The 15054-nt window shown below is 42.9% G+C and carries 10 protein-coding genes; 2 read left to right on the plus strand and 8 right to left on the minus strand.

Annotated elements, in window-relative coordinates; all coding sequences use genetic code 11:
- Positions 1-75 precede the first annotated feature (75 nt).
- Positions 76-2784, minus strand: coding sequence for a hypothetical protein (locus tag J4856_RS11205; protein ID WP_025838543.1), 2709 nt, complete (start codon positions 2782-2784; stop codon positions 76-78).
- A 258-nt stretch (positions 2785-3042) separates the two neighbouring features.
- Entirely contained in the window at positions 3043-3246 is a 204-nt protein-coding gene (locus J4856_RS11210) for a hypothetical protein (protein WP_025838541.1), read from the minus strand.
- A gap of 667 nt (positions 3247-3913) precedes the next feature.
- Between J4856_RS11210 and J4856_RS11215 the strand changes: the two genes are divergently transcribed.
- The gene (locus J4856_RS11215) at positions 3914-4927 is read left to right on the plus strand and encodes an aspartate-semialdehyde dehydrogenase (RefSeq protein WP_065367712.1); all 1014 of its coding nucleotides are present in this window, start codon (positions 3914-3916) and stop codon (positions 4925-4927) included.
- Between the two features lie 481 nt (positions 4928-5408).
- Here the strand turns inward: J4856_RS11215 and J4856_RS11220 are convergent, their stop codons facing one another.
- Positions 5409-5816, minus strand: a complete 408-nt coding sequence (locus tag J4856_RS11220; RefSeq protein ID WP_065367711.1) for an FMN-binding protein — start codon at positions 5814-5816, stop codon at positions 5409-5411.
- A 223-nt stretch (positions 5817-6039) separates the two neighbouring features.
- Here J4856_RS11220 and lplA point away from each other — a divergent pair, with 223 nt between their 5' ends.
- Entirely contained in the window at positions 6040-7863 is a 1824-nt protein-coding gene (lplA, locus tag J4856_RS11225) for a bifunctional lipoate--protein ligase/lipoyl synthase (protein ID WP_072904684.1), read from the plus strand.
- Positions 7864-8037: 174 nt separating this feature from the next.
- Here the strand turns inward: lplA and J4856_RS11230 are convergent, their stop codons facing one another.
- The 5 genes from J4856_RS11230 to J4856_RS11250 form a co-directional block, all read right to left on the minus strand.
- Entirely contained in the window at positions 8038-9201 is a 1164-nt protein-coding gene (locus J4856_RS11230; protein ID WP_025838538.1) for an OmpA family protein, read from the minus strand.
- 224 nt (positions 9202-9425) lie between these two features.
- The gene (gene mutL / locus J4856_RS11235; RefSeq protein WP_025838537.1) at positions 9426-11318 is read right to left on the minus strand and encodes a DNA mismatch repair endonuclease MutL; all 1893 of its coding nucleotides are present in this window, start codon (positions 11316-11318) and stop codon (positions 9426-9428) included.
- Between the two features lie 8 nt (positions 11319-11326).
- The gene (locus J4856_RS11240; protein ID WP_025838536.1) at positions 11327-11617 is read right to left on the minus strand and encodes a hypothetical protein; all 291 of its coding nucleotides are present in this window, start codon (positions 11615-11617) and stop codon (positions 11327-11329) included.
- A 63-nt stretch (positions 11618-11680) separates the two neighbouring features.
- A complete protein-coding gene (locus J4856_RS11245) occupies positions 11681-13555 on the minus strand; it encodes an OstA-like protein (protein ID WP_065367710.1) in 1875 nt (624 codons plus the stop codon).
- Positions 13556-13608: 53 nt separating this feature from the next.
- Complete coding sequence (locus J4856_RS11250) at positions 13609-15051, minus strand: peptidylprolyl isomerase (protein WP_025838534.1); 1443 nt, start codon at positions 15049-15051, stop codon at positions 13609-13611.
- Positions 15052-15054 lie beyond the last annotated feature (3 nt).

A 15054-nucleotide genomic window follows, 5' to 3' on the forward strand; every position in this document is an offset into this window, starting at 1 on the left:
GAAGGCAAGATGTCTAAGATTTCAGCTAACCCACTTGCGGCAATACCCAAAAGGGACTACCTCCAACAAGTCAAATCATTCTGCGACTGGGCGGACTGAGTGTCCGTAATGGCGATCGAGTTTATGCAGCGGCTTAATCTCACTTCCAGAGAATTCCATAAAGCAAGCGTTTTCCGCATCGGAAGGAATTGCCAACCAGTAGCAACCGATATCCATTATGGTCAAAAAAGCGCTGTACTTCTCGCGTAATCCCGTAACAGGAAAGTAGATAGTAGCATTCTTTTGGTTGTTTGTCCAAAAATTATGACCATAATTATTTTGGAAAGTCTCTCCGTCATCCGTTCCGTCAACGTTCATATTACCTCCGTTCTTACCATTTTCCGTAAAGCCTGTAAAGGCATTAGAAGCAGGCATCTTGAAGCCTGCTGGACACGGATCGTATACCGTCTTAACAACAACATTATCATTAAAGCCAGTAGCGGTATTATCCATTGACCAGAGGTTATAGTACGAATAACTATTTGTAGGCCCTGTAGACAACTTATGACTACCAGGATAGAACACTCCTGGATTCTGAATGCCATTTTTGATGGACATTTCATCATTCTGACTTGCGGTAATACCACCTTCCTTGATGCCATCATTTGGGACACCAGGAAAGGCATCTTTACGCCCGAACTGATAAAAGGTAGCAGAACCTAGCCTTGCACAACCAGCCTTCTGGGTGAGGTTGATGACAGCAAATTGCTTTATTCCACTGTTAGCAACAGTCTGCTCTATCCCCACCTTCACCATGCGGTCCTTGTCATAGGAAGAACCTTCCCACACTGTTGGTTTCCATCCCAAGGTCTCCTTGGTGAAGTTGTAAACCTTACCTTGCTTGTTGGTAACAGGTATCGTACTGAGAACATCCTCAGGTGCGAACCAGAGATGCCAAGACCAAATAACGGTGTTACCTTTCTTAACTGCAACGACAGCATTACCACCCTGAATATTGTCCGCTGGAACCGTGAAGTCAAGATAGGCATTACCCACAGCATCACGAACAATAGGAGTAGAAGAAAGCTGAACAAGCCCAGCAGCATCAGCCCAGACAACTTCAGCACCATCAACACCACTATTTGACCCACCGTTGGTCTTTTCTATCCACGGGTCAGTGATATCCTGTCCTGCGTGGTCCTGGAAGTTTCTCAGGACATTAGCCCCTCTTTTATTTGTCTTGTAAGAACTAGGGTTATTCTCACCATTCTTAATAGCATTACCATAGACCAAAGGAATACGATAATGACCGGGAGCAGAGATAAGATAAGCGTTGGCGGTACTACGGGCTACGCTTCCTCCCTTGGTTGAAAGGTCATAAGGGGTAACAGTGCCTAAAGCCTGTGCCTCCTTGAGCTCCTTGTTACGATTATCAAGAAAATCAGTAACAGCTGGCTCAAAAGAAGCAGTTCCCAGATCTGCAGCAGTACCACCTTCCCCTTCTGTCAGACTGAGCGTAGTCAGCCAGTCTGGCTTTTCGTCCATTGAGAAATTGCCATCGTCATTGGCATCATAACCAACAACCTTCCAAGGTACAGCCTGCCTCTGAGAAGGAGAACCTGGAGAATAACGGTAACTTGTAATACCAAAAGCCTGTGACTCATTCTCGTCATAGTTAGCAGCACGCTCTGGGTCAGTTGGAGTAAGCACATAGGTCCAAGTTGAGTTTATCTGACTTAACTTGTATGTACGTGTTGTACCAGCCTTCCACTCGCCCTTCAATGGTACGTTAATCGTTGTGCCATCGGTGCAATGAACATAGACTTCAACGTTACTTCCTGTAAGTTTCTGAGGAATCATATAGAAGGTGTAGTTATCACCTGCATCACCCATGATAGTAACGTTAGGGTTATGGCTAGTGCTAACCCTAACACCAGAGAGGAATGCAGTACCACGACTATCTTTTGAATGATCCCAGTCTGCACCAGTACCATCAAATTGTTTTGAAAGCACATACCTGCTCTTCATTACAACATTACGCAACTCCACCCTGTCGATGGTTTTGTTCCAAGAAAGATTCTGCCCCACAGCAAAGCGAATAGCTGTAAGAGCGTGACGAAAGTCAAGACTTGTTGTAGGCTGAACACCCTGCTCAGCATACTCTATATCACCAGAACAGGCAGTCATCAGATCGACCTGCTTCGTTACATCACCTTCTACAGTAAAGTCAACACTTGGGCTACCACTGGCATCAGTTTCGTTGATAACCATCTTTGAGTAACTCTCAATGTTAGGATGAACTGCAAAGAAACGGGCCTTAGGCTGTGAGAACGACCAGTAAATAGGCGTATAAAGCTCACCGTTACTCTTGGTTCTCTTAGCATGGAACCACTCAGGACTGGTAATAATGCCAGAGGCTACAGTTCCGCGAATACCAGAGGAAGAGAAATCGCCAAGAGTAGAAGTCGTAACTATCCTAGCACGTGTAGAAACACCAGACTTTACCGGATTGACACCCTCAACGGTAGTCTCTATCAGGCACACATCTATATTGGCATTGCTATATGCCTCAAGCTTCTGACCAGCCAGGTCACTGTCACACAAACCAGGTGTAATGGCACCACGTGTCATCACACCACGGCTCAAGGTTTCTTCCTGCACATCATTAACTCTGAAACGGACAAGCTCACCATTGCCGTACACTCTGTCATTGTTCTCCAAATCGCCGTCAGCACACGATACTACTGTCATTGCTGATCCAACAGCTAAAAATGCTGTGAACGCATAATAAGAAAGTTTGTTCATAAATTCTAAAAGAAAACTTCACCCCAGGCTTCTCTCACCTTCAGAGAGGAGAGTGAACTGTCAGATAACCCTAAAGGTTTGCAGGACGCCACTCTTGCTATAGAAATTGTGGGGTACGTTAATTATTTTTCCACTTATTCCCTTTAATTACGTAAAGAAAGTGTAAGAGGTGAAAGACAACAGCATAAAGACTATCCCCCTACCACTTCTGACACAGTAGAAAAGTTCTTTACTTTAACTCATATAAAAACTCATCGGTCATCCTTCCAAGTTATCATCATCGCCTCCATCTTCTTCTTTGGCTTCAATAACTTGAACCGTACCTTGCTGAGCAGGAGTACCGCCACCACCGGGACGGACATCGGGGCTTCCTGCAAAGAGTTCACTCTCCAGTTTCACCTCGATCACTTCAACAGTAGGATACACATAAAGTTCGCGTACACCCTTTCTGATTTTTCTCATAAATAATTAGGTTTTATAAATATATTAGTATGTTTATTTGATTTTCAATGTAATTAATCAAAGGTAAGTAAAAGACGAAACTGGCGAGACTATAAATAATCGCAGTTACAAAACAATGTGGACCATCTTTCAGAAATCTACAGGGAGTAAAAACTTAGCTGTCAGGAAAACTTTCAAGACCATAACGATTAAACATATACCATCTGTCCAGCCTGAATGCTCTCTTCCACCATCCTTTACTTCTTGCCCGAGCCAGAAACAGTTAGCCTTCTCGAACTCAAGGCACGGAAAAGGAGCAACAAGCTTTATCCGACAGTTATTCCCGTCCTGATCAGGCCAAAAAAGAATAAATCTGGTAACCGAAACCTGTTTCAATAACAGTGTATACTTCATCTCACTTATGATTTAACACTATAAAGAGTTTCCTTACGTCAGACAACCACAGAATATAACATTCTAAATAGCCGTATATAAAATAGTTGTGGATTGCGGGAAAATTCTTTACTTATATGCTTAATAGAAGAAGCAAAATTAATAATAAAAATTAAATAAAAGAAAAAAATAGACAAAAAAAACAAAAAAAGAAAAACAAACCATACCTTATATTACAAGAAAAATAGTAAATTTGCAACTAAGAATAGGTTTGAAATAAATAAAGATAAAAGATATGAAAGTAGCAATTGTTGGTGCCAGTGGTGCCGTAGGTCAGGAATTCCTGCGCATCTTAGCTGAAAGAAATTTCCCAATAGACGACCTCGTTCTCTTTGGTTCAGAGCGTTCAGCGGGTAAGAAATACACATTCAAGGGTAAGGAATACGAAGTAAAACTGCTCCAGCATAACGATGATTTCAAAGATGTAGATATCGCTTTCACTAGTGCTGGCGGTGGCACATCAGCCGAGTTTGCAGATACCATTACCAAGTATGGTGCTGTCATGATAGATAACTCAAGCCAGTTCCGTCAGGATGATGACGTTCCATTGGTTGTTCCAGAGATCAATGCAGAAGACGCATTGAATCGCCCTCGTGGCATCATTGCCAACCCTAACTGTACAACTATCATGATGGTTGTTGTATTGAATCCTATCGATAAACTCAGCCATATCAAGAAGGTACATGTAAGCAGCTATCAGAGTGCTTCTGGTGCAGGTGCTGCCGCAATGGCAGAGTTGCAGCAGCAGTATAAGGAACTTGTTGAGAAAGGCGAGGTGAAGACTGTTGAGAAGTTCCCACATCAGTTGGCATACAATGTCATTCCACAGATTGATAAGATGACAGAGAACGACTATACAAAGGAAGAGGTAAAGATGTTTAACGAGACACGTAAGATTATGCACTCTGATGTTCGCACTTCTGCTACCTGCGTTCGTGTATCTTCACTCCGTAGTCACTCTGAGGCAGTATGGTTCGAGACCGAGCGTCCACTCTCTGTTGAGGAGATTCGTGAGGCTTTGAAGGCTGCTCCTGGTGTTACTGTTGTTGATGATCCACAGAACTATATCTATCCAATGCCACTTGAGAGTGCTGGCCACGATGACATCTATGTGGGCCGTATCCGTAAGGACCTTGCTGATGACAATGGTAATACGCTCTGGCTCACAGGCGATCAGATTCGTAAGGGTGCCGCTTTGAATGCTGTACAAATTGCGGAGTATTTGATTAAGGTGGGTAATGTGAAATAGGAAGGAAGAAAAAGAAAAGCTGGCCCCTCCCCCCAACCCCTCCCCCGTAGGGAGGGGAGTGATTACCGAAAAAGGATAAGGGTTTGCAGAACATAAAAAGAGCGTATCGAGAAGACTGAAAACTTCTTGATACGCTCTTTTCTTTTGCATTAATAAAGCCAATTGATGATAGGCTACATCAAAAGACATAAGCTTCACCATAGTAAACATAGTCTCTTGACCTACTAAAAACGCTATTTAACTATCGTATAACTATCGTTTCTACGTATGAGAAACGTGCTTGGTGGAATTTTCTTCACGTAAATAATTATTTCTTTTCACGTAAATAAATATTTTTCTTCATGAAAATAAATATTTATTATCATGAAAAGAATTCACCGAAGTCGTTATATCATAGTCTAATAAACTATATATCAACAGAATAAACACGTGAGAAAAACGCCACAAAAAGCACGTTTAATAAGGAAGGAAAGTATGTACCCTACTTATTCTTCTTATAGTAAGCTACAGCAGCAGCTATATTCTCCTTCACAGCACGTGATGTATAGGTAGCTCCCGTTACACCATCAATACTCTCTGCCTTTGCAGCTTTTGATAGTTTCAAGCCATTAAACTTTGGGAATAACCCTTGCTTCACCTTCTCATAGAACTTAGGACCCTCATGGTTTGGCAAAGCCTCAACCTTGACAACCTTATTATTCTTGATATAAACCTCTACTGGTGTTGCACCTTTAAATCCCTTTACATTTGAACAGAGGCTGGTCGTATTGACAACGTAGGTGCCATCTGGCTGCTTATACATTACCTTATCCTGCTGCACTGCAGCGAAAGCAACCCCTGTTGTTAGTACTGCTATGGCTGCTACTGATACTAATTGTTTTTTAAACATAACCTATTACCTTTATTTTTTAACTGATAAATTCGACTACAAATGTACGAAAAAGTATAAGAGTGATGATTGCTTTTTGTATTTTTTAAGAGTTGCTTATTAGCCTTATTGGGAGAATAAGGCTAATAAGACTAATAGTACCCTCCTCACTATTTTCCCAAATTTCTTCTCTCTTTAGTAAATTTATTTGTACATTTGTTCCCATAAACAATCAATACCAACGATGAAATATATCCTACTACCTAAACCAGATACCATTCATCAACTACCCTTCTACTTTGCAGTAGAAGAATATGTAGCACGGCATTATACCGATGACGACTACTTTATGGGCTGGCGTGTGAACCCCACGGTGATGTTAGGACGCAATCAGTTAATTGATAATGAGGTCAATACAGACTACTGCAAAGAACACAAGATTGATATTTTCAGACGGAAAAGTGGTGGAGGATGTATCTATGCCGACAAGGGTTGCATACAATTCTCTTATATTTCACGTGCCGTCAATGCCAATGAAGCCTTTGCTGCTTATATGCAACGAATGGCAGACTTACTAAAAGGACTGAAGATTGACGCACAGTTATCGGGTCGAAATGATATTCTCATTAACGGAACAAAGGTATCGGGTTGTGCTTTCTATCAACTGTCTAACCGTAGTGTTCTGCACAACTCCCTACTCTTTGACACCCAACTTGACCACCTTTCTAATGCACTCACACCTGCAAAAGAGAAACTTCAAAGCAAAGGTGTAGCGTCTGTCAGACAACGAGTGACGAATGTTGCGACCTATACACAGTTAGATATCTTGGCTTTTATGGACTATGTACGACAAGAAATGTGTGGTACTGAGGTACTCGAACTAACCGAAGAAGACATGAAAGAAGTTGCAGAGATAGAGAAAGAACTATCTTCTGATAACTTTGTTTATGGTAAAAATCCAAAATACTTCCTCGTTCGAAAGCATCGTTTTGAAGGTGTCGGAACACTTGAAGCCCATATTGAACTAAAGAATAACATCATTGGAAGCATCAATATGGTGGGTGATTACTTCCTTCTTGGCGATATCGACCATGATTTCCTCAGCCTACTTAAAGGCTGTGAGTTCACGAGAGAGGCGGTAGAAGAGAGGTTGGAAAACATAGATCTATCCACGATTATTCGTGGTCTAAAGCTACGACAGTTCCTCCGCCTACTCTTCGGACGTGAGCCACACGTGATGAAACCAGAGTGGCTGAAGATTGACCTCACATCGAAGAAGTCGACTAGTGAGACGGCTGGCATCCTTGCCAAGCATCATCTAAACACTATCTGTACGAGTGGACTCTGCCCAAATCGCTCGGAATGTTGGATGGCTCGTACGGCAACTTTGATGATTGGCGGTGATATCTGTACTCGAAAGTGCCGTTTCTGTAACACGTTAAGTGGCAGACCCAGACTGCTCAACCCTGACGAGCCACGTCGTGTAGCTGAGTCAGTGAAAGCTCTTAAGCTACGTTATGCCGTTATTACTTCCGTTGACCGAGATGATCTACCCGACTATGGTGCAGCCCACTGGATAAAGACCATCGAAGAGATACGCCGATTAAACCCTGACACAAAGATTGAACTGCTCATTCCTGATTTCATGGGGAAGGCAGACCTCATACGCCAAGTCATGGCAACACACCCCCACGTAGCAGGACATAATATGGAAACAGTGCGTCGCCTCACACCATCAGTACGCTCTGTGGCACGCTATGAACGTAGTTTAGAAGTGCTGAGAGAGATTGCTAACTGTGGCATCACAGCCAAGACTGGTTTTATGCTTGGTTTAGGTGAGACTCATGAAGAAATCTTAGAGACAATGGACGACATCCTTTCAACAGGTTGCCAACGCCTCACACTCGGTCAATATCTCCAACCTACTGCCGAACACCTACCCGTTAAAGCCTATATCACACCCGAAATGTTTGCTGAATATAAGCAGATAGCATTAGAGAAAGGTTTTAAGCATGTTGTTAGTGGACCGCTTGTCCGTTCATCTTATCATGCTGCTGAAGGAGTTTAAGCCATAGCTTACACTATGAAGGGTACAAAGGATCAATGATAAATGAAGTGGTATTGGGGGGATTAGCCCCATAAGCCAAATAAGCCCAATTAGTCCCATCATCATAACAAAAAGTAGGGATACACGCTCGTGTATCCCTACTTGCATTTAAGAAATATCTTGATTGAGCTTATCTTATTCCGTAATCTGAACCGTTGCACGACGGTTGAAAGAGATAGGAGACAAGGTCTCTACTCCACCCTTACCAACTGTCGTAATCTTATTGTTCTCAATACCCATCTTAACAAGTTCGTTGGCAACTACTGTTGCACGACGCTCAGACAGTTTTTGGTTGTAATCAGCAGAACCCGTTGCGCTGTCAGCATAACCAGTCACAAGGAGATTGTTATTATTGTCCTTAGCATACTTCGCAAGTGCCTGTACGTTTACGAGGTCTTTCTGAGAAGCAATCGTAGACTGGTTGATTTCAAAGAAGACTGAAACAGGAGTTGTCACCAACTGCTTCACAGACTCCGACACGGTCTCAACAGGCTTCTGGTTTGTCAGCTCATTGCGAAGACGTGCATTCTCTTCCTCTGCATCCTGAAGGCGTGCATTCAGTGCATCGAGTGCTGCCTGATGCTGTGTATTGATAGCTTCCATATCTGGACTCTTCTTCCAAGTACCCTTACCAATATTGAAGTTCAAACCAATTTCTGCATAAAGGTTATTGTCGTGTGATTCCCATCCACGACGCTCATTGTTTGCGTATGCAGCTCCATCGAGGTCACCCTCATAGCGATTCCATCCTGCTTCAAGATAGACACGCATTCCCTTGCTCACCTTCCAAGAAGATTGAACACCTGCGCTCAAACCCATAGCATAACGGTTAGCTGACATAGAACGGCCAACACCAGCACCAGCAAACGGAACAAGGTTCCAAACACGGTTCTCATTGTAACCGCAAAGAAGATTGCTCAAATTGAACATCACCTGCTCCTGCGCAATCCAATACTTATTACTGTTATCGAGCTGAGAAGCAGGATTGCTGTCAGCACCGACACGCTTACCCCAAACACCTTGTATCTTTGTACGAAGACCGATACCCGGTGTGAACCACTTACCAATAGCGAAAGCTGCGCCCGGTTTTGAACGGAAGTCTTTCAATGGACTAATAGCTGCATCACGCCCATGCTCTTGGTTAGAATACCATGCGTTCCAGTCTGCACCAAGTTGTACGAACCAATTGCTCCAGAACGAGTTGGTAGCAACGCTATACTTCGCTGTAGGCACCTCATCTTGGGCAAAACTGGTCATAGAGACACCAGCCAACGCCAAAACTATCAATAACTTTTTCATAATCTTATTATTTAACGATCTTAACCTATTCTACTTCTTTATTGCTGACAGTGATTCCCAGCAATACTAAGTCTGTTCGCAAAGATAATAATTAAAATCTATCATAGTCGTTTTTTTCTAAAAAATACAATTTATTTAACGTTGAGAACAAATTAAATAAAGGATTATAGCGAACTATGAGCCCTATTCGGCTAATAAGGCTAATAACAAGAAAGAAAAATCAATCAACTATCGAAGAGATGCTCAATATCCTGCTGCTTCATAATCGCAATTACAGGTTCGCCAGAAGGCGTATAATTGACATTACTGCAAGCAAAGAGTTCGTTGACAATATTATCCATTTCCATACTACTCAGCACCTGACCTTGTGGTATGGCTGCATTGCGTGCAAGACTCAATGCCAAGGCTTGATCGATTTCTTCCTTAGCACTCGTTCCGCTCTCCATTGCCGAAGCTACCATGTCATTGATAAGCGCAACTACATTCAGTCCTTCTATACCTGCAGGAACGCCATTAACAGCATAACTACCACCACCAAGGCTATCGAGTTGGAAGCCCATCTCAGCCATTTCGGGTAGAATCTGATCGAGAACCACTTGGTCAGAGACGGAGAACTGAACCATCTCAGGAAAGAGTACCTTCTGAGAATGTACCTTATGTTCAGACAACTGGCGCAAATACTCCTCATAGAGGATACGGATATGCGCACGGTGCTGGTCGATAATCATAAGTCCAGACTTCACAGCTGTCATGATATAACAGCCCTTATACTGATAATGAGAAGGTGCCTTGTCTTCTATCAACGACTCTGCAACAGGCTGTGTAGCTGCTGAAGGGATGATTGCCCCATCCTCCAAACTACTGCTCACAGCACCCATACTACTACTTACCAGCTCTCCCTCGCTTTGTTCAAAGAGTTTTGACTGACGGATTTCGCCACCAGAACCTAAGTCTGCATAGAGTTCTTCCCATCCATCTGGAACAGAAGGTTTAGCAGGTTGAGATGTCTGTTTGAAAGGATTATAAGCAGGATTGAAGTCTACCTTTGGTGCAGACATTCCGACATTGGGATTGAACACAGGAATATCAGGTTTTCCCTCCGTATCAAAGTCTATGGAAGGGATATCATTAAAGCGACCTACAGCCTCCTTTACAGCTGCAAGTAGAATCTGCCAAATAGCCTGTTCGTTCTCAAACTTTATCTCAGTCTTTGTCGGATGAATATTCACATCAATATTCTCTGCTGGTACATCGAAGTAAAGGAAGTAAGGAACTTGCTCTCCTTGTGGGATAAGTCGGTCGAAAGCCGTGATGACTGCCTTATGAAAATAAGGATGTTTCATATAGCGATCGTTGACGAAGAAATACTGATGAGCACTTTTCTTACGTGCCGCTTCTGGTTTACCTACAAAGCCGTGGATATGACAAAGACTTGTATCCACATCTATCGAAAGGAGATCCTGATTGAGTCGCTTACCAAACACCTCAACGATGCGCTGACGATAGCTACAAGCACGCAAATTGAAAAGTTCTGTACCATTGCTGTGCAGTGTGAAGGATATCTGTGGATAGACCAATACGATGCGCTCAAAGGCAGTAATAATATTATTGAGTTCGGTAGTATTCGACTTTAAAAACTTGCGTCGAGCAGGTACGTTGAAGAAGAGATTTTCTACCAAGAAATTACTTCCCACAGGACAAGAACAAGGCTCCTGACCCGTAAAGCGACTGCCAGCAATAGACAGGTGTGTACCCAAATCCTCGCTCTCCATACGGGTCTTTAATTCAATCTGAGCCACTGCGGCAATAGAAGCCAGTGCCTCTCCACGGAAACCCATCGTACGAAGAGAGAAAAGGTCGTCAGCCTTACGAATCTTGGAAGTGGCATGACGCTCAAAAGAAAGGCGTGCGTCCGTCTCTGACATACCCTTTCCATCATCGATTACCTGAATAGAAGTACGGCCAGCATCTACCACCAACACATCAATATGCGTTGCTCCAGCATCAATGGCGTTCTCCACCAACTCCTTAATAACAGAAGCTGGACGCTGGATAACCTCACCGGCTGCAATCTGATTGGCTACACTGTCTGGTAAAAGTTGTATAATATCACTCATGAATGATTCTATAAAGCAATAAATAAAAATAAGGTAAGAAGAGCAATGACACCTGCCGAAAGAATCAATGACACCCACATTGCCGTAAAACGATTACCTCTATGGCGCAACACTTCTGGCTTCAGAGAACCACTAATTTTGCGCTGTAACTCCTCCCGATACTCACCCTCAGGCACCTCTTCACCATTCAATTCACGCCGAGCACGCTGCTCTATATCATTGAGCAGTTCCTTACGTTCGTCCACATACATATATTCATGATGGAAACGACGGGGGCGTGATGATTGAAAGAATAGCATTATTTATTGTGGAATATTACTTAATAAAACACCAAATGGGTCTGTATATAAGACCCAAAGACGTCATTCTATTTGCTGACGAGGCGGTAAAGATACTCGCGAATTACGTACGGTTGCACTCGTCTTACGTGGTGCAAGGCGGAATATATCATTCTTATCCTTAGGTCGTGCATCATCGAAAAGTTCAAAGCGAGGCAGTGTCAACTTGTCTGGTGGTATCTGTGTCATTGGACTAATAACGCCATTCGACTTCGACATCCATATCTTCTGTAGCTTTCGAACAGGTGAGATAAACATCCTGAGGGTATCGGTTTCGGTATAATTATGCCCGATAAGCGTACTATCTTTATCGGTATGATAGAAGACAACTTCCACATTTCCCCAAGCATCAACACGACGAATAGCACCATTGACAAAGTCGGCACGCATATCCTTAGAGGATATCTGATTATAGTATTTGGCTTCAGGAAGCTTTTCAATAGAGAAAGCATTGCCATACACAAACGCCTGACGGATGGTTGAGTCGTTCATATATGCCTTAATAGAATCGCCCACCAACTGACGTGTACCACTCCACACGATAGGGTAATCATACATCGTTAGGCATGAATCCTTTGTATTGGCCACCATAAAGCCACATACAGCCTGCACGTCTGTACGATAAGCACGAACATTGTTCACGCCATATATCTCACGATACATCTGTGGAGTATTCATATGAAAAGCTTTCATACTAATGGTATCAGCATGAACATAGAGCGTGTCACCTTGTGAGAAGTCCTTAGCTACAGGACCAGGATTACCACCAAAGGCTATCGCTGCAGAGTCAGTATAATGTAAGTAGTCACCATAGAAAGCATGCTTCCCCTTATAATCGATATAGTAAACATTGCCTTCACCTGTTCCCTCGTGCGTATTACTATTATAGGTAAGGTCACGCCCTGTCACTGTGCGCTGCTTTAACTTATCCACAATCTTCACATTTCCACGTCCTGAGCTATAACCCGTCTTCGCATTATAAGTCACCTCATTACCTGTAATAACACGCTGTGCCTTACGATCATCAATCTTAACATTGCCACGTGCATTGCTATGTCCCGTCTTCTCATTATAGAAAACATCCTGACCAATGATCGTACGATTGTTTGCTTTATCTACAATCTTTACATTACCATGACCTTCAGCATCACCATTAGAACTATTGTAGATAATATTATCGCCTTCAACATCCTGCTTTGGGGAAGTGATAGTAGAGCGTCCATTAAGTTCCATCTGGTCGGTCTTGCTATTATAAGTACCATCATTGGTATGTACAACTTCGCCCTTAGTAGTCTTGATAACCGACTTACCAATAACATGAACAAGACCCGTTTCAGTGTTACCATGCGCTTCAGGTGTTGTAATACGATACTTAGGCGTAAACATGACGACATTACCAAAGAAGTTAGCATCGTGAGTCTCCGTATTGTAATCACCTTGATCAGCAACAACCGTGTTGCCATTGTAAACCAATGTACCACGTCCACCAAAATAGTTTGCAACCTTTGAAGCTGTATTATAATCCAAACTATCACAACGAAGAGACCTACCAGGCTCTCTTACGACTACCTTCCCACGTGCATGAACCATCTGAGCAAAGCCATCATAATGTAGGCGTTGACAATCAAGATTCACACCACCTGGGCGAGTAATGTGTACACGGCTAAAAGCCTTGAACCAGTTTGACTTCTCATTAAAGTAAGCACTGTCGCACTTAAGCGTCATTCCCTTATAACGGAAACGAACATCGCCTTTTGCAATCATCACATCAGGCATTTCCAACTGGTTATGACGCAGATTATCAGCATGGTCAATATAGAACTTATCTCCCTTCTTCTCCGTTACATTCTGTGCCCGAAGTGACTGGGATTGCCATAGCCCAAACAGGCATAGAATCATAGTTATTAAGATTCTATGCCCGCAAAATATATCTTTATACTTGTTGCTTATTATCATTTAAACCAACCTTCGTATTGGAACTTACAATTTCTATAACGAGGATTAATCCTCACATAGGTTTCCTTTACCTTCTTTACAACCCAATCATGGAGAACCTCTTTTCTGCGTTTAGCTGTCACGATGTCACGCATAGCTTGGAAATCTTCTGTTATCGTTGCCCTATGTTCTGGTACACGAGCCTTCAACTTCACAACAGCACATACAACTTTTCCACGAGCATTCACCATCTGGAAAGGTTGTGAGATCTCATCAACCTTCATTGTATCAACGACGCGAGCCACCTCTGTTGGCAGATCCTTCATCTTAAAACGTGAGGTGCGAGCGTTCTCTGTTGAGTTAACCATCAATCCGTGGTTATTCTTCGTGTCTTTATCATCAGAAAGATAAGCCGTAGCATCCTCAAAGGTAAACTTACCATTCCTGATGTCTTTCCCAATAGAATCCAAACGCTCCTTAGCAGCATCAATAGAAGCCAATGAAACATTTGGCTTCAGAAGAATATGCCGAACGTTTACCTTATCGCCACGACGGTCAATAAGCTGTATGATATGATAACCAAATTCGCTCTCAACAACCTTTGAGACCTTCTTTGGGTCAGTAAGATTAAAAGCCGCTGCTGCAAAAGCTGGGTCGAGCATACCACGTCCCATGTAACCTAACTCACCACCCTGACGAGCAGAACCTGGATCCTCAGAGTAAAGACGAGCCAAGGTTGCAAAAGAAGTCTCGCCCTTCGTAATACGATCAGTATAGTCACGCAATTGATTCTTAATACGATTTACCTCCTCCGGCTCAACCTTTGGAGTCTGTGTAAGAATCTCCACTTCAACCGTTGTAGGAATCATTGGAATACTATCCACTGGCAACTTCTTAAAGTATTCACGAACCTCAGCTGGCGAAACCTTCACGTCGCTCACCAATTTCTCTTGCATCTTCTGTACAAGTTGACGATTCTTATAATCATCATGCAGGTCTTGACGAATCTGCGTCATACTCTTGTTCTGGAATTCCTCAAGCTTTTCCTTTGAACCAATTTGTGGTAAAGAAATCCAATAGTTTATCTGCTGATCTACACCTTGTGCGATCTCCGATTCAGTTACCTCAATACTATCGATGGCAGCCTGATGTAGGAAAAGTTTCTGAACGGCAATCTGTTCTGGCAGAATACATTCGGGATCGCCATCCCACTTCATTCCTTCAGCTTCACCTTGTAGCTTCATAATCTCCACCTCAGACTTCAAGATAGGCTCATCACCTACAACCCAGATAACCTCATCAACAACACTATTTGGCTTATCTACTGCTGCAAACTCTGTCTTCACTGTATCAGTCAGAGCAACGGGACCACTTGTGCGGAACGCACCAGCACGCAACCCCATTGCTGTAAGAACTGTACCTGCGAACAGGACTATTGACTTTCCTTTATTTATCTTCATTGA

Source organism: Prevotella scopos JCM 17725 (assembly GCF_018127785.1).
In the GTDB taxonomy this organism is placed as follows: Bacteria; Bacteroidota; Bacteroidia; order Bacteroidales; family Bacteroidaceae; genus Prevotella; species Prevotella scopos.